Below are 23,931 nucleotides of genomic sequence, written 5' to 3'. Positions count from 1 at the left end.
CGGACCATACTTTCACGTTGACTAAAATATGTACGTGCATTATAAGTACATAATGTATGTACGGGAGTTCTCCATGCCACGCACCAGCCAGCACCCTAAGGCCGACACATTCAACTTCCGCATTGACCCCGATTTGAAGGCTGCTTTTACCCACGCAACCGAGGCCGAGGACAAGCCTGCAGCTCAGGTTCTGCGGGACTTCATGCGGAGCTATGTGGAACGCCAGCAGCGTAAGGCATTTGAACTTGAAGCGCGACGGCAATCACTTGCTATTGCAAAAAGGTCTCGTAATCCATCTACAGATGATTACGCGTCTCTCAAGGAATTGGAAGCTCTGTTTGACGAGGCTGCTGTCGATGATGACCGCGCGAAATGAAGCGTGGAGACCTGGTTACGATTGTCGTCAGCGGTGACTACGGCAAACCTCGTCCCGCAATCATCGTACAGTCGGATGCATTTGCGCAGCTCCCGTCAGTGACCGTGCTTCAATTGACAAGCGACGTTCACGATGAACACCTCGCTCGTATTACAGTTAACCCGTCCGCTGGAAATGGCCTGCGTGAACGCTCGCAGGTAATGGTCGATCGGGCTATGACCGTGCCCCGAACGAAAGTCGGGCAGGTTTTCGGACATTTGGACGCTGAAACGATAACCGATATCAACAGGGCGATGGCGCGTTTTCTGGGACTGGAAGCCAGCGCCCCCTAAACACTCCGCCGCTTCTCCGCCACGCTCACCGTAAGCGCCATGGCGAGCGCCATCGTTCCCGATAATGAACGAAACCCCGAAAAATCCCCCTCCGCCGCCTCGAACCACACCTTGGCCGATTGGGCGAGCGGCGAGAATGCGCTGTCGGTGATGGCGACGACCGGCACATTGCGTGCCGCCAGCGCCGCCGCATGCTCGATCGTCGCCGATGCGTAAGGCGAAAAGCTGATGGCGATGGCAGCATCATTCGGTCTGGCAAAGGACAGGATTTCGGGATCGATACCCGCCGTCGATTCGATCAATTGGTTGCGGATTTTCAGCTTCCCGAAGGCATAGGCCATATAGGCGGTGATCGGGTAAGAGCGGCGCCGCGCCAGAAGGTAAATCGTCTCTGCCCCCGCCAGGATATCCACGGCGCGGGTCAGTACATCCTCCTCGACATTGTGCGAAATCGTCTCGATCGAATGACTGGCCGCTGTCAGGAACCCATTGAGAATAACACGGTTCTTGGAAAGGCCGTGCGTGTCACCGCGCAGCGCAGACAGCCGCTCTTCGTAGGAAACCTGCCGCTCGCGCAGCCGTTCCCTGAACACCGATTGGAGGCTCGTGAAACCGTCGAAACCGAGATGTTGGGCAAAGCGGATCAATGTCGAAGGCTGGACGCCTGCCGTCTGGGCAATACTTGCCGCGGTGCCGAAGGCGATCTCGTCGGGATTGCTCAGGGCATAGGCCGCGATCTGCGCCAGACGTTTCGGCAGCATCTCGCGACGATCGAGGATCATCGTGCGCAGCGCATCAAAATCCCGCGGTAACGATATTTCATTGTCCATGCTTTCCACCCGTATCGTTCCCTCTTTGCTGTTCATAGTCCGAGCAAAATATTTATATCAAGACGGATCAGTTATTCCATTTTTCTTTGTTATAGATTATTTCAATCAACAACTGCAAGCGACGGGCCAAGCTGAATCGTTAGGAGAGAGCATATGTTAGGCGTAGGACTGATCGGAACGGGCTTTATGGGCAAATGCCATGCGCTGGCATGGAATTCGGTTCGCGCCGTCTTCGGCGATGTGCCGGCAGTACGGCTCGTGCATCTTGGCGAAGCCAACACCGAGCTAGCCGTGCGCCGCGCCAACGAATTCGGTTTCCAGAAAGCCTCGGGCGATTGGCGTGCGGTCATCGACGATCCGCAAGTCGATGTGGTCTCCGTCACGACCCCGAACCAGTTCCATCCCGAAATGGCAATTGCAGCGCTAAAAGCTGGCAAGCATATCTGGTGCGAGAAGCCCATGGCGCCTGCCTTCGCTGACGCGGAAGCCATGCTCGCCGCCGCTAAGCAATCTGGCAAGGTTGCCGCCCTCGGCTACAACTACATCCAGGGTCCGGCCATCCGCCATATCCGCAAGCTCCTTGCCGAGAAGATCATCGGCGACGTCAATCATCTGCGCATCGAGATGGACGAGGATTTCATGGCCGATCCCGATGCGCTGTTCTATTGGAAACACGAAGCAACATCCGGTTATGGAGCGCTCGACGACTTTGCGGTGCATCCGCTCTCGCTGCTGTTCACGCTGTTCGGACGCGTTGCCCGCGTCATGTGCGACATGTCGAAACCCTATGCCACCCGCAAGACGGCAAGCGGTACTGACCGCGCTGTCGAGACCTATGACAGCGCCAGCGTACTTATGCACATGGAAAACGGCGTTGCTGGCACGCTGCAAGTCAATCGTTCAGCCTGGGGCCGCAAAGGCCGCATTGCGCTGCAGATCTTCGGCTCGAAGGGCTCGATCCTGTTCGACCAAGAACGTGCCAATGAGTTCCAGCTTTATGTCACTGCCGACCGCGCCACCGAACAGGGCTATCGCACCATTCTGACGGCGCCGCATCATGAGCCCTATGGACAATTTATCCCGGCCCCCGGCCATGGCCTCGGCTTCAACGATCTGAAGATCATCGAGTGCCGTGAGCTGATCAAGCGCGTCAACGGCCAGCCCGCCCATCTGATCGAATTCGCCGACGGGCTTGAAATTGAGCGCACCGTGCATGCGATGGCCCGTTCATATAACGAACAGCGCTGGGTGGATGTGCGGTAGTTTTTGTCAATACAACCAAAGGCAACCACTATGACGCGTTGCGTTATAGTGGTATGTAACTTATTCTCGGGCCATGATCCAAAACTTTGCTGATGGCGAAACGCAATTGATCTGGTCCGGTGTTAGAAGTCGGAAATTGCCATCTGATATTCAGACGGTTGCTTTGCGAAAACTGCGCCTTTTAAATCAGGCACGTGTAATGGAGGATCTCCGGATTCCACCCGGCAACCGTCTTGAAGCGCTTAAGGGCAATTTGGCCGGACAGCATTCGATCAGGATCAATGATCAATGGCGTATTTGTTTCGTTTGGCAGGAAGGAGGCCCAAGAGATGTCAAAATCATCGACTACCACGACTAACAGGAATTGGTTGCCGAATCCGCATCCTGGCGAAATACTGTTGCATGAATTCTTGAAACCGATGGGCATCAGCCAGAATGCCCTTGCCCGCGCGGTTCACGTTCCACCACGTCGCATCAACGAAATTGTATTGGGCAAGCGAGACGTTACTGCCGATACCGATCTTCGCCTTGCGCGCTATTTCCGCATGTCGGAGGGATATTTTTTGGGGCTGCAATCCGATTATGATCTTTTGCAAAGACGCCGGGAGATCGATAGCGATCTAGCAACTATCGAGCCAAGAGCAGCTTGAGCATTTAAGAGGTGCGTGGTTCACCATGCACCTCAACACCTTTGGTTAAACCGCAATCGTCTTGCCTTCCTTGACCGACCTTAGCGCTGCATCGGCCAATGCCAGCGCGATCAACCCATCCTCGCCGCTTGGCGCAGCTTTCACGCCTGTAGCAATCGCGTTGATGAAGGCGGCGATTTCGTTGGCGTAGGCCTCCGTATAGCGCGTCATGAAGAAATCGTGCAGTGGCGGGCGGGTATAGCCGCTGCCATTGGCAATCTCGATCGAGACCGGCCGCTGGTTTTCTGCGGCGACCATGCCCTTCGAGCCGTGAACCTCGATGCGCTGATCATAGCCATAGGTGGCGCGGCGCGAATTGGAGATCACGCACTGCTTGCCGGAGGCAGTCGACAGGATCACACTGACGCTGTCATAGTCGCCAAGCTCACCGATCTTTTTGTCGACCAGCACCGACGCATGCGCGGTGACGGCCACCGGATCTTCACCGAGGAGAAACCGCGCCATGTCGAAATCATGAATGGTCATGTCGCGGAAGATACCACCGGAGCGGCTGATATATTCGGCCGGCGGGGCACCCGGATCGCGCGACGTGATGGTGACCATCTCGACATCACCGATCTGACCATCGTCGATCGCCTTGCGCACGGCGGCAAAATGCGGATCGAAGCGGCGGTTGAAGCCGACCATCAGCGTGGCATTGGTTTCCCTGACCACGGCAAGGCATTCTTCGACGCGTTTCACATCGAGGTCGATCGGCTTCTCGCAGAAGATTGCCTTGCCGGCACGGGCAAAGCGCTCGATCAGGTCCGCATGCGTATCCGTCGGCGTGCAGATGATGACCGCATCGATGTCGGAAGCTTTTTCGATTTCGTCGATCGTGCGGATTTCACAGCCATGCGCGGCGGAAAGATCCTTGGCGGCCTGTTCGAAAGCATCGGCGACGGCGACGAGTTTCGCCTGGGGGTTCGAGGTCACCGCCTTCGCGTGAACCTTGCCGATACGACCTGCACCGAGCAGACCAAAGCGTACAGTCATTTCTAATCCTCTTAAAAGAAGCCCGAAACAGTCCCGGGCGTTACAGATTAATCTAGCCGGCAAATCCATTGTGCGTGGTTCGACGGGGCTCACCATGAGGGAGGTGAATTGATTGCAGGGAGCCAACGCTATGAATGTTGGCGATTACAGTCGCAACCTTCCCTTGCTTGACTCCCTGCAACCACTCAAGTCCCCTCATGGTGAGCCTGTCGAACCACGCACATGGTCATGCAAGCCTGGATAGTGCTGAGCGCACTGCTAAACTTTGCGCTTCTTCTGGCGATATACATCGACAATAACAGCTGCAACGATGATCACGCCCTTGATGATCTCCTGGTAATAGGCATCGACGCGCAGGAACGTAAACCCGGAGATCATGACGCCAAGAATGATGGCGCCGATGACCGTACCGGTGATACGGCCGATACCGCCGGTCAGCGATGTTCCGCCGATAACGGCGGCGGCAATCGCATCGAGTTCGTAGGTGACGCCCATTCCGGCCTGCGCCGTTTGTGCACGGGCGGCGCTGACGATACCGGCGAGCCCCGCCAAAAGACCAGCAATGGCATAGACCTTGATCAGATGCCGCTCGATATCGATGCCCGAAACCCGCGCCGCCTGCACATTGGCGCCGATGGCATAGGTGAATTTGCCGTAGCGCGTGTAGCGCAGGGCGATGTGGAAGATCAGCGCCACGACCAGGAATACGACCACCGGCCAGATGCTCGTGCCGATGAAGTTGAACTGGTCGGTGAGGCCTGAAACCGGCGAACCCTTGGTGTACCATTTCGCCACGCCGCGGGCGGAAACCATCATGCCGAGCGTGGCGATGAACGGCGGAATCTTGGTATAGGCGATCAGCCAGCCATTGACGATGCCGGCAAGAAGCCCGATGCCAAGACCAATGCCGATGGGGACGAAGAACGGCATGTCGGTCAGCGCCGGATAGACCGGCCGCGCCCAGGTGGAGGACTGGGCGAAACTCGCCGCGATCATCGCCGTCATGCCCACCACGGAGCCGGAGGAAAGATCGATGCCGCCGGTGATGATCACCTGCGTGACGCCCACCGCAATAATGCCGATGACCGAGACCTGCAGGATGATGATCCGCAGGCGCTGCACGTTCATCAGGAAGCTTTGCCCTGCGAAAATCCAGCCGAGTATCTCGAAGACCAGTGCAATACCGATCAGCACCAGCAGGATGTTGACCTCGGGCGGCATGCGCCGGCGGTGCCTGCGCGCAAGTGCCGGTGTTGCTGCCTTGGCGGTTACCTGTTCGCTTGTCATTATAAACTCCTCCCAATATTCCAGGTAGCGCTAAACAACCTTTTAAGAATTCAGCCTGACGAGTTAGCTGGTGTGGTTTTTGAGAACCGGAGCACAGCGAACATTTGAGTCCGTGAGCACCGGAAGCGCAGAAAATCGCATCAGATGACTGTCAGGGTGGATTATCAAATGGTTGTTCATTTCGACGCCAGCTCCATCACCTTGACCTGGGTTGCTTCGGCGCGATCGAGAAATCCGGTCACCCGGCCCTCATGCATCACCATGATCCGGTCGCTCATTCCGAGCACTTCCGGCATTTCCGACGAGATCATGATCACCGCCACGCCCTGTTTGGCGAGCTGCGATACGAGACGGTGAATTTCCGCCTTGGCGCCGACATCGATACCGCGCGTCGGCTCGTCGAGAATGAGGATCTTCGGGTTGGTCAAAAGCCAGCGGCCGATCAGCACCTTCTGCTGGTTGCCGCCGGAAAGGTTCTCGACCCTCTCATGCATGTTCGGCGTCTTCACCCGCAGCGTATCGCTCATCGTCTTGCACGCCGCGCTGATGCCGTTTTCCTGGACAAATCCGTATTTGACGAAACGGTCCTGCAGCACCGCGATCTGCATGTTCTCGAGCACGTCGAGAATGAGCAGGCAGCCGGTCTCCTTGCGGTCTTCCGTAATGAAAGCCATGCCGTGGCTGATCGCCTGCGTCGGCGAACTCATCTTGATCGCTTCGCCCTTGATCTCGATGGTTCCGCTTGTCGCCGGCGTCACGCCGAAAACCGTCTCCGCGACGTTCGAGCGGCCCGAACCGACCAGCCCGGCAACGCCGAGAATCTCGCCCGCCCGCACATCGAACGACACGTTGTGGAACACATTCTTCAGCGAGAGGTCTTTTACCGAGAGAACCACGTCACCGATCGGCACGGTCTCCTTCGGGAACATCTGGGTGATCTCGCGCCCGACCATCATCTTGATGATGTCGTCGCGCGTGACATCAGTGGAAAGGTGCGTGCCGATATAACGGCCGTCGCGGAACACCGAAAACTCGTCGGCGATCTCGAACAGCTCGCTCATCTTGTGGGTGATGTAGACGATACCGATACCCTGCGCGCGCAGGCCCCGGATAATCTCGAACAGATGTTCCACCTCGCGCTCGGTCAGCGCCGAGGTCGGCTCATCCATGATCAAAACATCGGATTCATACGAAACCGCCTTGGCGATCTCCACCATCTGCCGGTTGGCGACGCTCAAATCACGCACCTGGCTTTCCGGGTCGAGCGCGATGTTCAGCCGCTCAAACAACTCGGCGGTCATGTCGTACATCTTGCCGTGGTCGACGAAGCCGAAGCCGTTCTTCGGCTCGCGCCGGATCCAGATATTCTCCGCCACCGTCATGAACGGCATCAAATTGAGCTCCTGATGGATCATGGCAATGCCATTTTCCAGCGCGTCGAGCGGTGATTTCAGCCGGATCGGCAGGCCTTTCAGATAAACTTCGCCCTGATCTGGAATATATATTCCAGCGAGAATCTTCATCAGAGTGGATTTACCGGCGCCGTTCTCGCCCATCAGCGCGTGCACGGTGCCGCGCTTAAGCCGGAACTGCACATTGTCCAGCGCCAGCACGCCGGGAAATTCCTTGCGGATGTTTTCGACGTTCAGCAGATATTCGGCCTGCGGTATGGCGCCACTGGCGCGCACCGCTGCCATGGTCGAGGGACTGACTGCCATGATCATCTCCTCCCAGAGAGGCTTTAGTATAGCATCAAACGTCGATGCCGATTATCTCCCCCCTTGTGGGGGAGAAAGCGATTTCAGCATCTTAGCTCTTGCTAAGTGCTAGAAATCGCAAGAGAGGGGATCTTGCATTGTGCACTCCAAATCCCCTCTCTTGAATTTTCTAAGGATTTAGCAAAGAGGCTAAATCCAAGAAAATCCTTTCTCTCCCGCAAGGGGAGAGATAGGCCCGGCGTCCTCAGTTAGATTTCTGATACTTCGACAGATTCTCCGGCGTCACCAGCTCGAACGGTACATAGACCTTGGCCTCGACCTTTTCGCCCTTGGCAAGCTTCAGCGCCGCATCGACGGCACCACGCCCCTGACCGGCGGCGTTCTGGAACACCGTCACGTCGAGATCGCCGGCAGCCATGGCGGCAAGCGCGTCCTGCGTCGCATCGACACCGCCGATAACAACCGAGTCCATCGAGCGGCCCGCCGCCTTCAGAGCCTGGATCGCGCCGATTGCCATTTCGTCATTGTTGGAGACGACCGCATCGAATTTGAGCCCGGCGGAGAGCCAGTTCGTCATCAGGTCGGCGCCCTGTGTGCGGGACCAGTTGGCGGTCTGTTCTTCAACGATTTTAAGGCCTTTGCACTCATCCGTAGCGATGACGTCATGAACGTCCTTGGTGCGCTGGCGGGCGGCCTGATTGGAGAGTTCACCCATCATGACCACGATGTCGCCCTTGCCCTTGAGCAGACGGCAGACTTCCTTGGTTTCAAGCGTGCCGGACTCCACTTCGTTCGAAGCAACGAAGGCCTGCTTCTCGGGAAGCTGGTCCACATTCACCGGTTCGCGGTTGACATAGACCAAGGGAATACCGGCCTCGGCGGCAATCTTCGACATGGCCGCGGTGGCGTCCGTATCGACCGGATTGACGATGATCGCATCGACCTTGGAAGCAATGAAGTTCTGGATCTGGCTCTGCTGCTTGGCCACGTCGTTCTGCGCGTCCTCGACCTGCAGGTTCACGCCATCCAGCGTCTTGCCATAGTCCTGCATACCATTGCGCAGGACCGTCAGGAAATTGTCATCGAACAGCGCCATGGAGACGCCGATATTCGCGGCCGAAGCCGACCCCGCCATCAAGGCTGAAACAGCCACACCAAGCAAAAACTTTTTCATGTCTTCTCCTCCACAAATGGTGCCCCGGCTGCACCTGTTTTAATCCGGAACCCTTCATACCCCGATTTTGCAGCCCACCTTGTCCCTGGCTGGCAATATAAGGACATGAAGCGTGCGCGGCGTTTGCGCGCAAACTTGATCCTGAACGTCCATTACGGAATATACGAACCGTTACGCTCAGCTTCTGAAATATTTATTCCATTTTATGCAAGAAGCGTCAAGCGGGATTTGAGGACTATAGACCAATTAATGAGTGGTTCCAGATTGCACAGCCGTGCAGTTTGGGGGACCGGCTTTCTCTCCGTCATCCTCGGGCATCTCTCCTCCCGTCATCGTAACGCATCCTCTTCTCCGTCATGACGAACTCCTCCCTCTCGGTCGTCATAAAGCACCTCCCTCTCCGTCATCGTAAAGCACCTCCCTCTCCGTCATCCTCGGGCTTGACCCGAGGACCCACGGCAAAGGAGCGCGACCGCTTCACCCCGCGCGGCGCGCTCCAGAGTTCTGGAAACTCAACGAATGCTGCCGCATTGTTAACGTCCGCTGGATCCCGTTGAGCTCGTGGCGATGATAGTGCTCCTTTGCCGTGGGTCCTCGGGTCATCCCCGGGTTTAACCCGAGGACCGAGGATGACGGAGGGCGGAGGGCGGAGGAGCTTTACGATGACGGAGAGGGAAGTGCTTTATGGTAGCGGAGAGGGGTAGTGCTTCAGGATGATGCAGATTGGCTGGTGCGTGGTTCGCCGTTCGGCGGGCTCACGACGAACCACGCATCTCTGCTGGACCGTCGAACTGTGGCCAGCCAAGCCCATAAACGGGCGGTGTCGCCACCGCCCGCCCGTTTATGGTGCATATCTTGCACTAAAGTTGGAAATCGCCTGCATCCACAACTCCATTACCTCCAAATTGTGTCATGAGAATAGCCATCTCCGCGCCATCCGCACCAACGGTATTTACTTCAACGTGATAAACACCACCAATGAGTTGTGCCCGCACTTGACCTGGGGTGCTGAACGCTGCGCTTCCGATAAAGCTGAACGCTTGGTTGCCGTCCGAACTGTCACCATTGGCGTCAATAGCAGACAAACCGATGAAGTCTGGAGCAGGTCCATCATTGGATTCAAAACTTCGTATAGTATCGGGGTTACCAGGCAGGCTCTCGTCCGTAGAGCGAAAAACAAAGTTGTCGATGCCGCCATTTTGATCTACGCGACCGGTCCCGCCAACCATGGTATCTTGGCCCAGGCCACCAATGAGTACGTCGCCACCTGGCCCTCCGGTCAGATTATCATTACCCCGACCGCCATCCAGTCTGTCGTTGCCATCACCACCGAAGATCCTGTCATTGCCATCCAATCCAGCGAAGACATTGTCCTCCGCGCGGTCGTCGGCAGACCTGATCGTGTCGTTGAAATTTGAACCAACGACGTTATCAATGCTAATCAACGTATCTGCCAACCCGTCACCGCCTGTCGCGGTCCCCCCACCCACACCCACAATAAAGGTAACCGTGACCGGGCCACCGGCGGTGGCATAGCCTGCCGTGTCACGGCCATTACCACCATTGATTGTATCAATACCGGCACCCCCTTCGAGATAGTCATTTCCGTTATTGCCATTGAGAGTATCGAGAAGTCCAGCATGGCCGAAAATGTAGTCGCTGCCCCCACCGCCATTGAGGGCTTCTCCCACCAATGGATCGTCATTACCCTCTACGAGGTTAACCGGCTCAGTGATCCCGAGCACACTGAAAAGTTCCTGTACTTGTGGATTAATTGGCATGTTCATGCCCTCCCCGTTATAGGGTGCAAAGCCGGTCCCCGGAATGGCGGCCTGTTGCCCGCATCCAAGCTGTTTATAGTACGCTTGATTTAAACATTATCAATATAATTACTGATGATGCTTGATAACGATTCAAATAACTAATGTTTTTCAATTATTTATAATATGAATTGTCCATAATAAGACGAAGAAAATCTTTAAGTTATTTATCAGATCAAAAAAGCTTTGGTTATGGTCCGGTGCAGTTCGCGCTATACACCGCCTCTCCACCTCCTCGGGAGGACCAGAGACGTTGACACGACCACGAGCCTTACGGGAGTTCACCCATGAGGGATATGTGGTTTGCGGGAATTTCTGTGATAGCACCAACCCTTACCCTCCCCCTTGTGGGGGCCGAAGGCGGGCGAGACCCGTGGCTCGCCCCGGAAGACGGAGCGAAGCGACGGGGAGGGGCTTATATAAACATTCACTTTTCCCCTGCCAGCGTTTTAAGTTGCCATGAAGACCCCTCCCCGGACCTACGGTCCGCCCCTCCCCACAAGGGGGAGGGTAAAAGCGTTCCATTGTACGGGCAAATCCCCTCTCTTGCGATTTCCAGCACTTGGCAAAGGGCCAAGATGCTGAAATCGCTTTCTCCCCCGCAAGGGGGGGAGATAATCGGCATGAGCGTCTCCGCCTCTCCGCAGGACCGCCAGCCCTCACACGGGCGGTGCCTACCGGGAGGAAACAAAGCCGCCAAGCGTCGAACTGAAAATTGGCGAGGGTGGCGTGTCCATCCAGGAGAACTGACATTCCCGAGCAGTGCAACGAAGCAGCCGGAAATCCAATGCCGTTCAAACCAATCCGGCTTTTATCGTGTCCATGCTCGCCGAAATCGCTTCGGATGGATTTTCCAGATCCTGTACTTCGGGAGCGAACGGCTCGAACGAAAACGGCCCCGCATAACCCTGATCCAGCAGCGCGCGCATCTGCCCGATATTGCCGAGCCGGTCATCCGCATCGACCAGAACCCGGTGCGGATCGCGCATGTCGCTGACCGAAACATCCGGATCGGTGACGCCGGAAATATGCACAAGGCCGGTCATCGCCGGAAACAACTCGGGCTCCCCGGCGAGGTGGTGATGGAACGTGTCATGCACGAGTTTGAACCGGCCGTGCCCGCCGACTGCCTCGATGGCTTCCACCGCCTCGCGCTTTGAACGCAGCGAACAGATCTCGAAGCCGAGCGGTTCGACGAAACCCATGAGGCCACGCTGTTCGAGGATCGGTTTCAGTGCCGTCAATGCGGTGCGCAGGTTCGCCTGCCGCTCGCCGTCCGTCTGTCCCGAGCCGTCATTGACCGGAACCAGCACCAGCGCGCTCGCACCCACATCGCGCGCATAGTCGGCAAGTTCGATTGCCTCCCTTTCGCGCTCCGGCGTCCACTCGTTGAAGCGCTGCAACGCGTTGATTGTGGCAATACGAACGCCTGCCTCTGCGGCTGCCGCCCGGACTTCTGCCGCCGGCGTTCCATCGATGATGGCATTGTCGTTAAGGTCGTTGCGGATCTCGACATCGCTGAGGCCGAGCGACTTCGCCAGCTGGAAAAATTCGGCCGGCGTCATCTTCGGCGCGGCGATATGGTTGATCGCAAAGACGGGGTGAGAAATCGTGTCGCTCATCTGAATATACTCCCGGTGGTATTTAAAGCGGTCTGCGCCCATGGGTTGCAACGGCCCGCAAATGCCGGCGCAACCATCTGTCGGAGCCGTCATTCCGTCAATCGGGAGAATGATCGAAAAACTATCATTTCTGATAGATTCCGATGCGCGAGAAAAAGAAAACAAGGGTCACGGGATCCGACGGAACTTTTGCGCAACAATGTTCGAATCTCATGCAAGAATATGCGATTCTCACGCATGAATCCTCGATTCTGGCGCAAGAATTTCAATCGCAGCGGGCAATTTAGTTGTGGCCGCGTGTAAAATGCCGCTCAGATGTTCTCCGGAAGGTAGATATCGAACGGCAAAAAGGTCTGCCCGGGGACGTTCGCGGCACCGCGCTCGATGGCATGGCCCATCAGTTCGGTAAGCTCCCGACAGAGCCGTGGCAGGGGTGTTGCGATGGCCATGGTGACGATTTTGTCCGCCAGCGCCGCCCGCGATTCCGGGGTAATTTCGTTGACGATCATCACCGGAGGCTGTTCTATTTGCGCCTCGCGAATTGCGGCGATCGCGCCTTCCATTCCGCCGCCTGCCACATAGCAGCCGGCAAGGTCCGGGTGGCGGCGGAGTAGCTCCGACATCGCCTCATTGGTGATCTGGCGCGTCTCCAGATTGACCATCGCGTCGAGCACGGTGAACTCCGGCGCCTCTTCGCGAAAAAACGCGCGGAACCCGATCTCGCGCAGTTCATGCCCGTGAAAGCGATGACTCCCAACAAAAATCGCGACTTTTCCGGAGGTTTTGGCGGCTTTCGCGATCATCCAGGCCGCTGTGCGCCCTACTTTGCGATTGTTCACGCCGACATAGCCCTCGCGAATACCCGCCGCAAAATCCGAAAGCAGCGAGAAAACCGGGATATTCTTTGCCTTGAGCTCATCGACAGCGGCCGTGATCGACGGGTGGTCCGGCGCGACGAGGCCGATTGAGCGGCAGCGTCCGGCCAGTGATTTCAGCTTGGCGACGATCTCGTCCGGCGCTTGCGATGCACAGAACTCTATCGCAGCAACGCCACGGAAATGCGGCGCCTGACCGACGGCGTTTTCGACCTCCCGCGCAAATTCCTGATAGAAATAATGGCCGGGTTTCTGCAGCAGGAAGCCGAGGCGATATTCGGGCAATTCCTGCCGCATGCGCTGGCGGATCAGCCCGGCCGCATGATAACCGATGCTGTTGGCGGCTTCGTACACCCGCCGCGCCGTTTCTTCGCGCACCGGCAACCGTCCGTTCAGGACCCGGTCCACCGTCGCAACGCTCACCCCCGACGCGCGCGCCAGATCCGCAATTGTCGGCCTGTTTGCCACCTTATACGCTCCATGATAGAATCTATCATAGAATTATACCAATCTCTGATTGAAAATGATAGAATTTCATCATCTGTGATTGAGGCGGGTTGCAGCCAAGCCTATTGTCTCCCCATCGTTTGAGGGAGGTCTCGACATGAATTCTGCGTGGCTCGTCGTACCGACAAGACGCGATTACAGCCTGATCGGCCGAGACTCGCAGTTAGCTGTGGAGTCAGGTCTTGCTGCGGCCGAGTGGTATCACACCGACATTCCGCGCAAGCAAATGAAAGAGCTGATGAAGCGCTCCGACGGTCCGGCAATCCGCGATACGGCGATCTGGCTTGGCAGCATGGTGGTTTTCGCCGGCCTCGGTGTTTATTTCTGGGGCTCCTGGCTGTGCGTGCCGTTTTTCCTCGCCTACGGCGTGGTTTATGGGTCTGCATCGGACAGCCGCTGGCACGAATGCGGCCATGGCACGGCTTTCAAGACGCGCTGGATGAACGACGCTGTCTATCAGATCGCCTGCTTCATGATCATGCGCAATCCCGTGACCTGGCGCTGGAGCCATACGCGGCACCACACGGATACGGTCATCGTCGGCCGCGATCCGGAAATTGCCGTTATGCGACCGCCGGATCTCTTGCGTGTCGCATTGAATTTCTTCGGTATTCTGGATGTCTGGCATGCCATGGGCGATCTGATCCGCAATACTCTCGGCATCGTTAGTGCCGCGGAAAAGACCTTCATTCCTGAGCAGGAACAGCCAAGGGTCGTGCAGATCGCCCGTATCTGGGCAGCTATTTACGCAGCGACCATCGTTTTATCCCTGTATACCGGATCGATCCTGCCGCTGGTGCTGGTTGGCCTGCCGCGGCTCTATGGAGCGTGGCATCACGTGCTCACAGGCCTTTTGCAGCATGGCGGACTTGCCGACAACGTCACCGACCACCGGCTCAACAGCCGTACTGTCCTCATGAACCCGATCAGCCGGTTTATCTACTGGAACATGAATTACCACGTCGAACACCATATGTTCCCGATGGTGCCCTATCACGCGCTGCCGCAGTTGCATGCCATGATCAAGCATGATCTGCCAGCAGCGAACCCGTCTATCCTGCACGGCTACCGTGAAATGGTACCGGCGTTCCTGCGCCAGCTGCGCAACGAGGACTATTTCCTCAAGCGCGAACTGCCGCCCACAGCCAAGCCTTATCGAGGGGAGTTTCACGACGAACCAATGGCGGCGGCAGCGGAATAATATTCTAGAAACGACCGGGAGGATTGAGTTATGAGCAACTGGATAGAGGCCTGTACATCGGACGACATTGATGAAGAAGATGTCATGCGTTTCGACCATGCCGGAAAGACCTTTGCGGTCTATCGCAGCCCCGACGATGAGTTTTTTGCAACGGACGGACTGTGCACCCATGAACACATCCACCTCGCCGACGGTCTGGTGATGGATGAGATTATCGAATGTCCCAAGCACAATGGCCGTTTTAATTACAAGACGGGCGAAGCCAAGGGAGCTCCGGTCTGTGTCAACCTCAAAACCTACCCAGTCAAAGTCGAGTCTGGCAAAGTATTGATTCAGCTGGGATAATGGTCATGGAAAATGGAATGGTCATCATCGGCGCCGGGGAATGTGGAGTTCGCGCTGCCTTCGCCCTGCGGGAGAATGGTTATGAGGGGCCGGTCATCTTGATCGGCACTGAAAAGCATCTGCCCTATGAACGCCCACCTCTTTCGAAGGAAGCCATGGTCTCGGAAGACCATCCGATACCAAGGACCATAGCTGCCGAATCCCTGTTCACCGAAAAAAATATCAGCTTCATCGGCAGCTCAACAGCGTCGTCAATCGACCGGAAAGCCAAATCTGTCACCCTCGATGATGGCCGCCAAATCCCCTATGAGCGTCTTCTTTTTGCGACAGGTGCGGTTCCACGTCCGCTGCCCCTCGCGGTAGGCAGCAAACATTGCATCACCCTGCGCAGCTTTGACGATGCGCTCGCCATCCGTGCGCGGTTTCAACCGGACGCACGGATCGTCATTGTCGGCGGCGGTTTCATCGGGCTTGAACTTGCGGCAAGCGCCCGCAAACGCGGCGCATCGGTCACCGTGATCGAAGCGCAAAGCCGCATCATGATGCGCGGCGTTCCACAGGAAATCGCCGAGGTTATCGACACGCGTCACCGGGACGAAGGCGTAACCATCCTCTGCAATACCGGAATTGTCTCCATTGCCGACACTGCAGACAATGTTGCGATCACGCTTTCGACCGGCGACGTAATCTTGGCCGATCTTGCCGTGATCGGCATCGGCGCCAGCCCGGTCACCGCGCTGGCAGAAGCTTCCGGCCTTGAGACAGGCAACGGCATTGTCGTCAATGATTGGCTGCAAACCAGCGATCCGGACATCTACGCGGCTGGCGATTGTTGTGTTTTCCCGCTCGCCATCTACGGCGGGCGTCGGGTGCGGCTCGAAGCCTGGCGCAATGCTCAGGAACAGGGCGCTCTGGCTGCGCGCAACATGCTCGGCGCGCAAGAGCCGCATCAATCGGTTCCATGGTTCTGGTCCGATCAGTACGAGCTTGGCCTGCAGGTGGCTGGCCTCTCGGACGAAGGCACGCAGACCATCCGCCGCGACCTCGGCGATGGCGCCTTCATTCTGTTCCACCTTGCTGCCGACGGCCGTCTTGTTGCCGCCAGCGGCATTGGTCCCGGCAATACGGTGGCGAAGGGCATAAGGCTCGCCGAAATGTTGATTGCCCGTGGTGCAAGGCCGGATCCCGCACAGCTCTCCGCATCGGACGTCAAGCTCAAATCACTGCTTGCAGCATAGGGCGGGACATGAACAGCAAACGACCGACCGTAGCGGACATACTCGCGCTGAAAGGCCGGCGTCAGTTGACCATGCTGCGCGTAGAAACGCTGGAGGAGGCCGAAGCGGCAGAGCGAGCCCGTGTCGACATGCTGTCCGTGCCGCCAGCGCTGCTGTCGCCGGAGTTTCGCGATGCTGCGCCTTCAGTCTTTACGGTGCCGGGACTGGAGTATGGCGATTTCATTACGGCTGAAGACTATATGCGGGCTGCGTTCAAGGCGTTGCGTGCAGGCGGCGATGCGGTTTATTGCGCCGCCAGCCTCGCCACAGTGCGCCGCATGCGCGACGAGGGAATTCCCGTTTGCGGCCATGTCGGGCTTATCCCATCCAAGGCGACCTGGACCGGAGGCTTCAAGGCTGTGGGCAAGACGGCGCAAAGTGCGCTGGAGATATGGCGGCAGACGAAAGCGCTGGAGGAAGCCGGCGCATTCGCGGCCGAAATAGAAGTCGTGCCTGTTCCGATTGCGACAGCGATTTCCGAGCGCACATCGCTGTTCATGATCTCGATGGGCGCAGGTGCGAGCTGCGATGCGCAGTACCTCTTCGCGCAGGATGTTCTTGGCACAAATCGCGGCCACTATCCGCGTCACGCCAAGGTCTACCGCAACTTCACCGCCGAATATGATCGCCTGCAGCAGGAAAGGATCGCAGCCTTTTCCGAATTCGTCGCTGACGTCCAGTCGCAAAACTATCCCGGTCCGGAACACATCGTCGGAATTCCGCGCGATGAGCTGGATCGATTTTTAAAAGAGATTTCTGATACTTAGTTTTTAATCAGGCTTCAATCTCGACATTGCCGAGAGGCTTGGAACAGCAGGCGAGGACATAGCCCTCGTCGATCTCCTCGTCGAGAATACCGCCATTGTGGTCCATGTCGACATCGCCGGAAATCTTCATCACCTTGCAGGTACCGCACAGGCCCGACTCGCAGGCTGCCGCGATGCGAATGCCAGCGCCCCGCGCCGCCTTCAGGATCGTCTCGCCCGCCGCACACGGCACGTCCATGCCCGACATCGAAAAGGTCACCGTCGCCGCGGTTTCGACAGCCTCGGTCGATATCGCATCCAGCATAGGCAGTACCGGCTCGGCGGCAGGGCCGAAACTTTCCTGATGATAGTTGGCCATGTCGAAGCCGGACGCTTCCAGCATCGCCCGCACGTCGCGCATGAAGCCTTCCGGCCCGCAACAGAAGATCGTCCTGTCCTTGAAGTCTGGCGCGAGCAGGGGAAGCTTTGGCGCTTCGAGCCGCCCCCGAATACCGGTCCAGACCTGACCCATCTCGTGTTCCTTGATGAGGAAGGCGAGCTTCAGGTTCGGCATGCAGCTGGTGAGATATTCGAGTTCCCTGCGGAAGATGATGTCGCTGGGCCGGCGCGCGCAGGTCACGAAATTGATATCGCTTTGCGGCGCACAATCATGCATCCAGCGCGTCATTGACATCATGGGTGTGATGCCGGAACCCGCCGAGATGAACAGATATTTCTCGCCGGGATGCTTCCGCATGGAGAAATCGCCGAGCGGGCCGAACGCCTTCAGCCGCGCACCCGGTGTCAGATGATCGATCATCCAGCGCGTGCCAATACTGCTGTCCTGCGCCTTCACCGTCACGGCAATGGTGAACGGCCGCGACGGACTGGAAGACAGCGTGAAGGTGCGCAAGACAGCTTCCGGCTGCACCGGCAGTTCGAACGTCATGAACTGGCCCGGCTCGTAGCGGAACCAGTTATGGTTGTCCGACCTGAAGGTGAAGGTTTTCACATTGGGCGCTTCCTCAATGATTGACAGGCACTCCAAGAGATGCAGACGGTCGTTCCACGGCTGCATCTGATCGAGGTGCGGATAGCTTTGAGGAAGGCCCATGTTCACTATGCTACCCTGCTGAGTTTCTTGTCGCCGGAAAGCCGCGTTTCCATCGAGTTGCTGTACCATTCGAGGAATTGCAGCACACCGCCTTCATGCTCGACCGAGTAAGGGCCGGGCTCATAGGCGGGCGAGCGGATGCCGAAAGCGTTTTCTTCAACGATACGGCGGTCCTGATTGTTGGTTTCGAGCCAGACATGTGTCAGTTCTTCGATATTGTAATCGACGCCTTCAACCGCATCCTTGTGCACGAGCCACTTCGTCGTGACCTGCGTCTCGTTCGGGCCAAGGGGAAGCACGCGGAAAGATATCGCCTGATCGCCCAGAATATGGTTCCACGTGGTCGGGTAGTGATAAAGCAGCAGCGAACCGATCTGCTTGGCATTGACGTCATCGCTGAGTTGCCTGCCGACCGCACGCTTGCCACTGATCGTGTAGCTCTCGGCACCGCTGAGCAGCGGCACACGCGTTGCACGATACTGCCCGTCCTCGGCGATGCGGAACACACTTGGGAGGCCTACTGCCTCACACTTCTCCCAATGCGCAACCATTTCCGGATCCTCTTTGGAGCCCTGGATGCCGGTAGCGCTGGGTGCTTCGGGGAAGGTCTTGCACAGTTCCGGGTGATTGGCGACGCAATGGTAACACTCGCGATTGTTTTCCCAGACAAGCTTCCAGTTGCCCTTTTCGACGATTGAACTCTGAAATGCGACTTTGGTTTCGGTCAGGCGATGTGGAGCGAGATAGGGTTCGAGCAGAGCACGCGTTGGGCCGAAATCCGGAGCAACGGGCGCGAGGCAAATGAAGATATAGCCGCCGACGCTCTCACAATGCACCGTTTTCAGGCTGTGTTGGCTGGCGTCGAAATCGTCGCCCATCTGGCGGGCGAACAGTAGCCTTCCATCGAGCTCATAGGTCCATTGATGGTAGGGACAGACGAGCTTCGCTGCCGTGCCCTTTTCGGCAGAACAAACGCGCGAGCCGCGATGGCGGCACGAATTGTGGAAAGCTCTGATCTGTTTCTGGCGGTCGCGGACAATGACGACTGGATAGTCGCCAACCTGGACCGTGAAGAAATTACCCGGCTTCGCCACTTCGCAATCATGGCCGATGAACAGCCAATCGCGATAGAAGATGTTTTCCATGTCGAGACGGTAATAGTCCGGATCGGAATAGAAGGCCTGTTCGAGACCGTAGCCGGGTTTCCGGTTTTTGAGGTTCCGGAGCAGTTCGTTCGTTAAGTCCATGTCGTGTCCTCGCCCTTATAGCCGCGAAAGAACTGACTGGTGGTGAAGGAGAACCTCCGCGCAAGTCAAACGTCGCCTGCACAAAATCATGCTCCTTGATCGCCCACCGCGATCAGTTGGTTTATCTTCCTCAAGGCTGGTTTCCGGGCTCTGGAGTTGCCGTTTCGGGCCTCACGGCGCCTTCCCGGGATTGCGGTCCCAGTGGCTGTTTTGCCGCGTTTCACTCCACTACCGTTGCGGGGGCAGCGCCGGGTTTAAGGATGTGATGGAATTCAGATCAGGGCGAGCCGAAAATGATGCTTTTCGAGAACCGGAGCGCAATGGACTTTTGGGTCCATGAGCCCCGGGAGCGCAGAAAGGTATCATTTGCAGGCCGCCATGGTCTGGATTTACACATCCTGGACCGGCTTCCCAATTCTCCGCTTCCCCTAGAAAGCGGCACCTCAAGTGCCCCGATAAAAGCACCGGCCATGAAAAAAGAATAGGCGCGGAAACGACATCGCATTTACGCAAGGCGACACGCATCATGAAACGAGAAACGGTGGCATTTCCGCCACCGAATCTCACCATTCAGGAACATCTATTTTACGGGCGATACAAATACTGCTTGATCGACTCCGGCTTCATCTCGATCGAGAAGCCGGGCAACACCGGCGGCATATAGGCTGCATCCTGGATATTGCAGGGATCAACGAAGTGTTCATGCAGATGGTCGACATATTCGATCACCCTACCCTCCTTTACGCCGGATACAGCCACATAGTCGATCATCGATAAATGCTGCACATATTCGCAAAGCCCGACACCACCGGCATGCGGCCAGACCGGAAGCTTGTATTTCGCCGCGATCAACAAAACCGCGAGCACTTCGTTGAGCCCACCCATGCGGCAGGAATCGATCTGCACGACATCTATCGCGCCCTCGGCGATGAACTGCTTGAACATGATGCGGTTCTGGCACATCTCGCCTGTCGCCACCTTCACCGGGCTGATGGCCTGGCGAATCTTGCGATGGCCTGCCACATCGTCGGGGCTTGTCGGTTCTTCGATGAAGAACGGTTTGACGAAGGCAAGCTTGTTCACCCAGTCGATGGCTTCATTGACTTCCCAAACCTGATTGGCGTCGATCATTAGGATACGATCTGGCCCGATCACCTCACGGGCAATGGTGAGGCGACGGATATCGTCGTCGAGGTCGCGGCCGACCTTCATCTTGATATGCTTGAAACCAGCGTCCACAGCTTCCCGGCAGAGACGGCGCAGCTTCTCGTCGGAATAGCCGAGCCAGCCCGCCGACGTTGTATAGCATGGATAACCTGTCGCTTTCAGATCAGCGATGCGTTCCTGCTTGCCCGCCTCCGCGTTGTGCAGGATTTCGAGCGCTTCGTCCCTCGTCAGCACGTCGGTCAGATAACGAAAATCGACGATATTGACGATCTCCTCCGGCGTCATTTCGCCCACCAGCTGCCATACTGGTTTCCCCGCTTCCTTGGCCAGCAGGTCCCACACCGCATTGACCACGGCTCCCGTCGCCAGATGCATCGCGCCCTTGTCCGGCCCGATCCAGCGCAGCTGGCTATCGCCAGTGACAAAGTGCCAGAAGCGGCCCGGATTCCCCTTCACCCAATCGAGTTCCAAGCCAATGACAAGGTGTTTCAGCGCCTCGATTGCGAGACAGACGATTTCATTGCCGCGCCCGATGGTGAAGGTCAGCCCATGGCCGGCAAGCCCATCGACATCCGTGTCGAGGACGACATAAGCGGCCGAATAGTCTGGATCCGGATTCATCGCATCCGACCCATCGAGGCTTTGCGAGGTGGGAAAGCGGATATCGAAAACACGAAGATCGGTAATGCGGGTCATAATATTACTCCTGTGGAGACCTTAGACGGTCCATCCACCATCGATGTTGTAAGCTTGACCCGTGGTGTATGTTGCGCCAGCGAGATAGACGGCAAGGTCAGCGATTTCTTCCGGCAAGCCGAGACGGCCCATGGGCTGGCGCGCAATGAAGGCGGCGCGTGTCGCATCATAGTCGCCACCGGCGCGCATGCGCTGTTCCAGCGACGGGCTTTCGACCGTCCCGGGGCAGATCGCGTTGCAGCGGATTCCTTGCGTGATGTAGTCGGCAGCAACCGCCTTGGTGAGACCCAGCACGGCAGCCTTGGTCACACCATAAGCGAAACGGTTCGGCACGCCTTTTACGCTGCTTGCCACAGACGACATGTTGACGATCGCGCCGTCCTTACGCTCGATCATGCCCGGCAAAACAGCTCTGATCGTGCGGATCATGGCGCGGACATTGAGATCGAGCGCAAAGTCCAGGTCAGCATCCGGCATTTCAAGAATTGAGCCACCGTGCACGAACCCGGCGCAATTGAACAAGATGTCGATTGCGCCGAGCTCGCCAATCACCCGATTGACTTCGTCCGTCTTCAGCACGTCGAGCTTGCGAGGCTTGATGCCTGCCTCCTTTGGCAGCGCGTCCAGCAGCTGCTGGTTGATGTCCGTCGCATGAACGATCGCGCCTTCGCGGGCGAACGCAAGCACCGAAGCGCGGCCAATGCCCTGCCCCGCTGCCGTGATCAGAACACGCTTGCCTTCAAGCTTACCAGTCATTTCAAATCTCCATTCGGCTTTACGTCGCCTTGCTCTTACGCTCGGCTATCAAAATATGGTCGGCAGCGAGCACCACCTCGTCGCGTTGATTGATGACCTCGCAGCGCTCGACTATGCGCCCGCTGTCGGGCCGTTTCGGATCATCATCCTTGGCGCTTATTGTTACGCGTGTGCGGATCGTATCGCCAATGAAAACCGGCCTGACGAAGCGCAGGCGGTCGTAACCATAGGAAAACGCCACGGGGTTGATGAGGCTTGCAGTTAGCCCGACACCGATCGAAAAAATCATCGTGCCATGGGCGACGCGCTGGCCGAAAGGTGTGGTCTTCGCGAATTCCGCATCCATGTGATGCGGAAAGAAATCGCCCGTATGGCCGGCATGCACCACAAAATCCGTTTCTGTGATGGTACGCCCGGTTGTGACCCGTACATGGCCGAGTTCATAGTCCTCGAAATAGATCGCTTGTTCGGACATTTACGCCTCCGGCTTTTGTGCGAGCCGCGTTGCCGGCGCTGCACTGGATTGATAGGCCGCTTCGACCAGCGCCATTGTGTGCCATGCATCCTCAACTGAACTCACAAGTGCATTGTCCTCGCCGCTGGCAAAGCGTTGCAGATTGGCCATGCGCCCGACGAACGCATCGGGGAACCAGGCACCGTTCAAAGGGATGTTGACCCACTCCGAGCCATCCTTCGGGTAGATCATCAATTCGTCCGGCTCGCCGCGCGGATAGTCGAGATTGACACCGAGTTTCACATAGGCCGCACCTTCCGTGCCGCTTACGCGGAACTCGCAGGCCTGGAATTTGCGCCCGAACTCGTGATCGTGGTTGATCGACAGCGAACAGCGCACCCTGTCGCCGTAGTCGAGGATAGCGCTGGTCCGGGTCTGCGCTACCTTGTGGTTGGGATGACCCAGTGTCTTGGCATGCACGCCTAGCGGATTGCCGAGGACCTGCCGGATGAGGTCGATATAGTGGATCGAATGCATTGCAATCTCGACACGTGGCAGATCGGCAAGAAACGGCCACAGCGACCACGGCGTATCCAATGCCAGCCAGGCATCGAAATCGATGACTTCGCCGAGCCAGCCCTGTGCAATCGCATCTTTCAGCGCCAGCATCATCGGCGCAAACCGTAGCTGGAAATTGACGGCGGCGGTGATGTTGCGCTCGCGGCAGATGCGCAGGATTTCGGAGGCTTCCGCGAGGTCGCTGCCCATCGGCTTCTGGATCAGTGCGAACGAGCCTTCCGGCAGGGCTCTCAGCACATCGGCATGGCGAGCTGGTGGCGTAGCGAGATCGAAGATCGCATTCTCTACTGCAGCAGCCTCAGCGACGGAACTAAAGGTCGTGACAGCCCACGCCTCGGCCAGCTTCCGCGCCTTCGCCTGATCGGGGTCGAAGAGCCCAGCAATCGGAAACCCACCTTTTCTGTAAGCCGGATAGTGCGCATCGCCGACAATGCTGCCCGCGCCGAAGGTCACGATCGGGCGCGGCTTCGCCGGTAGCGGCCAGCTCTGCTGCAAGGTTGCGGGGTCAAAACTCATCATGCGTCCTTCAATCGAGATGGAAAACTTCTTCCATCATCGCCCACCATTCGCCTTCGGCGCGGGAGTCGAGCGGCACCTGGCAAGGCATACATACGGCCCACCATTCCTTGTTCTTCGGGTTGTCGGCCATCTTGGCCATATCGGCCTCGAAGTCCGTGCCGTGGTACTCCCATGTTCCAAACAGGATGTTCTCCGGCTCGCGCAGGAAGATGGTGTAGTTGCGGATATTGCAGCTCGATATCAGCTCGAGGATTTCCGGCCAGACAGCGGCGTGCAAGCGCTTGTATTCGGCAATCTTGTCGGCGTTCAGCCCGATCATCATCCCCATACGTTGCATGATA

Annotated in this window: 24 protein-coding genes and 1 riboswitch; of the genes, 9 read left to right on the top strand and 15 right to left on the bottom strand. The window is 57.4% G+C overall.

The features are described from left to right. Nucleotides 1-73 precede the first annotated feature (73 nt). Nucleotides 74-376, top strand: a complete 303-nt coding sequence (locus tag ACSQ3H_RS08490; protein ID WP_436116646.1) for a hypothetical protein — start codon at nt 74-76, stop codon at nt 374-376. Then, nucleotides 373-708, top strand: a complete 336-nt coding sequence (locus ACSQ3H_RS08485; protein WP_436116645.1) for a type II toxin-antitoxin system PemK/MazF family toxin — start codon at nt 373-375, stop codon at nt 706-708. Before ACSQ3H_RS08490 ends, ACSQ3H_RS08485 begins: the two co-directional genes overlap by 4 nt. Here the strand turns inward: ACSQ3H_RS08485 and ACSQ3H_RS08480 are convergent. Further along, the gene (locus tag ACSQ3H_RS08480) at nt 705-1,538 is read right to left on the bottom strand and encodes a MurR/RpiR family transcriptional regulator (protein WP_436116644.1); all 834 of its coding nucleotides are present in this window, start codon (nt 1,536-1,538) and stop codon (nt 705-707) included. The two genes, ACSQ3H_RS08485 and ACSQ3H_RS08480, sit on opposite strands and share 4 nt — an antisense overlap. Before the next feature lie 153 nt (nt 1,539-1,691). Here ACSQ3H_RS08480 and ACSQ3H_RS08475 point away from each other — a divergent pair, with 153 nt between their 5' ends. The 3 genes from ACSQ3H_RS08475 to ACSQ3H_RS08465 all read left to right on the top strand — a co-directional run bounded on the left by ACSQ3H_RS08475 (nt 1,692) and on the right by ACSQ3H_RS08465 (nt 3,451). Continuing rightward, nucleotides 1,692-2,801: a Gfo/Idh/MocA family protein gene (locus ACSQ3H_RS08475; protein WP_436116643.1), complete on the top strand. Its 1,110-nt coding sequence runs from the start codon at nt 1,692-1,694 to the stop codon at nt 2,799-2,801. Nucleotides 2,802-2,874: 73 nt separating this feature from the next. Beyond that, on the top strand, nt 2,875-3,159 hold the full coding sequence (locus ACSQ3H_RS08470) for a type II toxin-antitoxin system RelE/ParE family toxin (RefSeq protein WP_436116642.1): 285 nt from the start codon (nt 2,875-2,877) through the stop codon (nt 3,157-3,159). Further along, nucleotides 3,131-3,451, top strand: coding sequence for a HigA family addiction module antitoxin (locus tag ACSQ3H_RS08465; RefSeq protein ID WP_436116641.1), 321 nt, complete (start codon nt 3,131-3,133; stop codon nt 3,449-3,451). Before ACSQ3H_RS08470 ends, ACSQ3H_RS08465 begins: the two co-directional genes overlap by 29 nt. Before the next feature lie 45 nt (nt 3,452-3,496). Here ACSQ3H_RS08465 and iolG read toward each other — a convergent pair whose 3' ends face one another. The 7 genes from iolG to ACSQ3H_RS08430 form a co-directional block, all read right to left on the bottom strand. Next, nucleotides 3,497-4,486 carry an inositol 2-dehydrogenase gene (gene iolG, locus ACSQ3H_RS08460; protein WP_436116640.1) on the bottom strand — a complete coding sequence of 330 codons (990 nt, stop codon included), beginning with the start codon at nt 4,484-4,486 and terminating at the stop codon, nt 3,497-3,499. A gap of 258 nt (nt 4,487-4,744) precedes the next feature. Further along, complete coding sequence (locus ACSQ3H_RS08455; RefSeq protein WP_436116639.1) at nt 4,745-5,773, bottom strand: ABC transporter permease; 1,029 nt, start codon at nt 5,771-5,773, stop codon at nt 4,745-4,747. 176 nt (nt 5,774-5,949) lie between these two features. Further along, complete coding sequence (locus ACSQ3H_RS08450; RefSeq protein ID WP_436116638.1) at nt 5,950-7,491, bottom strand: sugar ABC transporter ATP-binding protein; 1,542 nt, start codon at nt 7,489-7,491, stop codon at nt 5,950-5,952. A gap of 244 nt (nt 7,492-7,735) precedes the next feature. Further along, a complete protein-coding gene (locus tag ACSQ3H_RS08445; protein ID WP_436116637.1) occupies nt 7,736-8,665 on the bottom strand; it encodes a sugar ABC transporter substrate-binding protein in 930 nt (309 codons plus the stop codon). A gap of 860 nt (nt 8,666-9,525) precedes the next feature. Further along, nucleotides 9,526-10,452, bottom strand: a complete 927-nt coding sequence (locus ACSQ3H_RS08440) for a calcium-binding protein (protein ID WP_436116636.1) — start codon at nt 10,450-10,452, stop codon at nt 9,526-9,528. An 827-nt stretch (nt 10,453-11,279) separates the two neighbouring features. Then, on the bottom strand, nt 11,280-12,107 hold the full coding sequence (locus ACSQ3H_RS08435; RefSeq protein ID WP_436116635.1) for a TIM barrel protein: 828 nt from the start codon (nt 12,105-12,107) through the stop codon (nt 11,280-11,282). Between the two features lie 311 nt (nt 12,108-12,418). Next, nucleotides 12,419-13,450: a LacI family DNA-binding transcriptional regulator gene (locus ACSQ3H_RS08430; protein WP_436116634.1), complete on the bottom strand. Its 1,032-nt coding sequence runs from the start codon at nt 13,448-13,450 to the stop codon at nt 12,419-12,421. Nucleotides 13,451-13,586: 136 nt separating this feature from the next. Here ACSQ3H_RS08430 and ACSQ3H_RS08425 point away from each other — a divergent pair, with 136 nt between their 5' ends. The 4 genes from ACSQ3H_RS08425 to ACSQ3H_RS08410 are packed head-to-tail and all read left to right on the top strand — an operon-like array spanning nt 13,587 to nt 17,079. Next, a complete protein-coding gene (locus tag ACSQ3H_RS08425; RefSeq protein ID WP_436116633.1) occupies nt 13,587-14,690 on the top strand; it encodes a fatty acid desaturase family protein in 1,104 nt (367 codons plus the stop codon). 30 nt (nt 14,691-14,720) lie between these two features. Next, complete coding sequence (locus ACSQ3H_RS08420) at nt 14,721-15,035, top strand: MocE family 2Fe-2S type ferredoxin (protein ID WP_436116632.1); 315 nt, start codon at nt 14,721-14,723, stop codon at nt 15,033-15,035. After that, a complete protein-coding gene (locus ACSQ3H_RS08415) occupies nt 15,035-16,273 on the top strand; it encodes an NAD(P)/FAD-dependent oxidoreductase (protein WP_436116631.1) in 1,239 nt (412 codons plus the stop codon). The genes ACSQ3H_RS08420 and ACSQ3H_RS08415 overlap by 1 nt, the downstream gene beginning before the upstream one ends. Before the next feature lie 8 nt (nt 16,274-16,281). Then, nucleotides 16,282-17,079, top strand: coding sequence for a 3-methyl-2-oxobutanoate hydroxymethyltransferase (locus ACSQ3H_RS08410; RefSeq protein ID WP_436116630.1), 798 nt, complete (start codon nt 16,282-16,284; stop codon nt 17,077-17,079). A 7-nt stretch (nt 17,080-17,086) separates the two neighbouring features. Here ACSQ3H_RS08410 and ACSQ3H_RS08405 read toward each other — a convergent pair whose 3' ends face one another. From ACSQ3H_RS08405 to ACSQ3H_RS08375, 7 genes are all read right to left on the bottom strand, one after another. Further along, on the bottom strand, nt 17,087-18,172 hold the full coding sequence (locus ACSQ3H_RS08405; protein WP_436116629.1) for a 2Fe-2S iron-sulfur cluster-binding protein: 1,086 nt from the start codon (nt 18,170-18,172) through the stop codon (nt 17,087-17,089). 5 nt (nt 18,173-18,177) lie between these two features. Continuing rightward, nucleotides 18,178-19,419 carry an aromatic ring-hydroxylating oxygenase subunit alpha gene (locus ACSQ3H_RS08400; RefSeq protein ID WP_436116628.1) on the bottom strand — a complete coding sequence of 414 codons (1,242 nt, stop codon included), beginning with the start codon at nt 19,417-19,419 and terminating at the stop codon, nt 18,178-18,180. A gap of 117 nt (nt 19,420-19,536) precedes the next feature. After that, nucleotides 19,537-19,880: riboswitch (cobalamin riboswitch) on the bottom strand. 124 nt (nt 19,881-20,004) lie between these two features. After that, the gene (locus tag ACSQ3H_RS08395) at nt 20,005-21,282 is read right to left on the bottom strand and encodes an L-fuconate dehydratase (protein ID WP_436116627.1); all 1,278 of its coding nucleotides are present in this window, start codon (nt 21,280-21,282) and stop codon (nt 20,005-20,007) included. 21 nt (nt 21,283-21,303) lie between these two features. Beyond that, nucleotides 21,304-22,038: an SDR family oxidoreductase gene (locus tag ACSQ3H_RS08390; protein WP_436116626.1), complete on the bottom strand. Its 735-nt coding sequence runs from the start codon at nt 22,036-22,038 to the stop codon at nt 21,304-21,306. 19 nt (nt 22,039-22,057) lie between these two features. Next, the gene (locus ACSQ3H_RS08385; RefSeq protein ID WP_436116625.1) at nt 22,058-22,513 is read right to left on the bottom strand and encodes a MaoC/PaaZ C-terminal domain-containing protein; all 456 of its coding nucleotides are present in this window, start codon (nt 22,511-22,513) and stop codon (nt 22,058-22,060) included. Then, on the bottom strand, nt 22,514-23,587 hold the full coding sequence (locus ACSQ3H_RS08380) for a Gfo/Idh/MocA family protein (protein ID WP_436119387.1): 1,074 nt from the start codon (nt 23,585-23,587) through the stop codon (nt 22,514-22,516). A gap of 10 nt (nt 23,588-23,597) precedes the next feature. Next, nucleotides 23,598-23,927, bottom strand: coding sequence for an L-rhamnose mutarotase (locus ACSQ3H_RS08375; protein ID WP_436116624.1), 330 nt, complete (start codon nt 23,925-23,927; stop codon nt 23,598-23,600). Nucleotides 23,928-23,931 lie beyond the last annotated feature (4 nt).

Origin of the sequence: Phyllobacterium sp. LjRoot231, assembly GCF_964253365.1 — a bacterium.
Taxonomy (GTDB): domain Bacteria; phylum Pseudomonadota; class Alphaproteobacteria; order Rhizobiales; family Rhizobiaceae; genus Phyllobacterium.
Note: the sequence above shows the minus strand (reverse complement) of the source record. Positions and strands in the feature narration are given on the sequence as shown.

Coding starts and splice junctions, on each gene's coding strand:
- ACSQ3H_RS08380 (WP_436119387.1), bottom strand. CDS start 23,587: ATGAGTTTTGACCCCGCAACCTTGCAGCAGAGCTGGCCGCTACCGGCG.
- ACSQ3H_RS08385 (WP_436116625.1), bottom strand. CDS start 22,513: ATGTCCGAACAAGCGATCTATTTCGAGGACTATGAACTCGGCCATGTA.
- ACSQ3H_RS08435 (WP_436116635.1), bottom strand. CDS start 12,107: ATGAGCGACACGATTTCTCACCCCGTCTTTGCGATCAACCATATCGCC.
- ACSQ3H_RS08415 (WP_436116631.1), top strand. CDS start 15,035: ATGGTCATGGAAAATGGAATGGTCATCATCGGCGCCGGGGAATGTGGA.
- ACSQ3H_RS08400 (WP_436116628.1), bottom strand. CDS start 19,419: ATGGACTTAACGAACGAACTGCTCCGGAACCTCAAAAACCGGAAACCC.
- ACSQ3H_RS08390 (WP_436116626.1), bottom strand. CDS start 22,038: ATGACTGGTAAGCTTGAAGGCAAGCGTGTTCTGATCACGGCAGCGGGG.
- ACSQ3H_RS08405 (WP_436116629.1), bottom strand. CDS start 18,172: ATGGGCCTTCCTCAAAGCTATCCGCACCTCGATCAGATGCAGCCGTGG.
- ACSQ3H_RS08485 (WP_436116645.1), top strand. CDS start 373: ATGAAGCGTGGAGACCTGGTTACGATTGTCGTCAGCGGTGACTACGGC.
- ACSQ3H_RS08375 (WP_436116624.1), bottom strand. CDS start 23,927: ATGCAACGTATGGGGATGATGATCGGGCTGAACGCCGACAAGATTGCC.
- ACSQ3H_RS08450 (WP_436116638.1), bottom strand. CDS start 7,491: ATGGCAGTCAGTCCCTCGACCATGGCAGCGGTGCGCGCCAGTGGCGCC.
- ACSQ3H_RS08470 (WP_436116642.1), top strand. CDS start 2,875: ATGATCCAAAACTTTGCTGATGGCGAAACGCAATTGATCTGGTCCGGT.
- ACSQ3H_RS08465 (WP_436116641.1), top strand. CDS start 3,131: ATGTCAAAATCATCGACTACCACGACTAACAGGAATTGGTTGCCGAAT.
- iolG (WP_436116640.1), bottom strand. CDS start 4,486: ATGACTGTACGCTTTGGTCTGCTCGGTGCAGGTCGTATCGGCAAGGTT.
- ACSQ3H_RS08410 (WP_436116630.1), top strand. CDS start 16,282: ATGAACAGCAAACGACCGACCGTAGCGGACATACTCGCGCTGAAAGGC.
- ACSQ3H_RS08475 (WP_436116643.1), top strand. CDS start 1,692: ATGTTAGGCGTAGGACTGATCGGAACGGGCTTTATGGGCAAATGCCAT.
- ACSQ3H_RS08425 (WP_436116633.1), top strand. CDS start 13,587: ATGAATTCTGCGTGGCTCGTCGTACCGACAAGACGCGATTACAGCCTG.
- ACSQ3H_RS08440 (WP_436116636.1), bottom strand. CDS start 10,452: ATGAACATGCCAATTAATCCACAAGTACAGGAACTTTTCAGTGTGCTC.
- ACSQ3H_RS08395 (WP_436116627.1), bottom strand. CDS start 21,282: ATGACCCGCATTACCGATCTTCGTGTTTTCGATATCCGCTTTCCCACC.
- ACSQ3H_RS08455 (WP_436116639.1), bottom strand. CDS start 5,773: ATGACAAGCGAACAGGTAACCGCCAAGGCAGCAACACCGGCACTTGCG.
- ACSQ3H_RS08445 (WP_436116637.1), bottom strand. CDS start 8,665: ATGAAAAAGTTTTTGCTTGGTGTGGCTGTTTCAGCCTTGATGGCGGGG.
- ACSQ3H_RS08420 (WP_436116632.1), top strand. CDS start 14,721: ATGAGCAACTGGATAGAGGCCTGTACATCGGACGACATTGATGAAGAA.
- ACSQ3H_RS08480 (WP_436116644.1), bottom strand. CDS start 1,538: ATGGACAATGAAATATCGTTACCGCGGGATTTTGATGCGCTGCGCACG.
- ACSQ3H_RS08490 (WP_436116646.1), top strand. CDS start 74: ATGCCACGCACCAGCCAGCACCCTAAGGCCGACACATTCAACTTCCGC.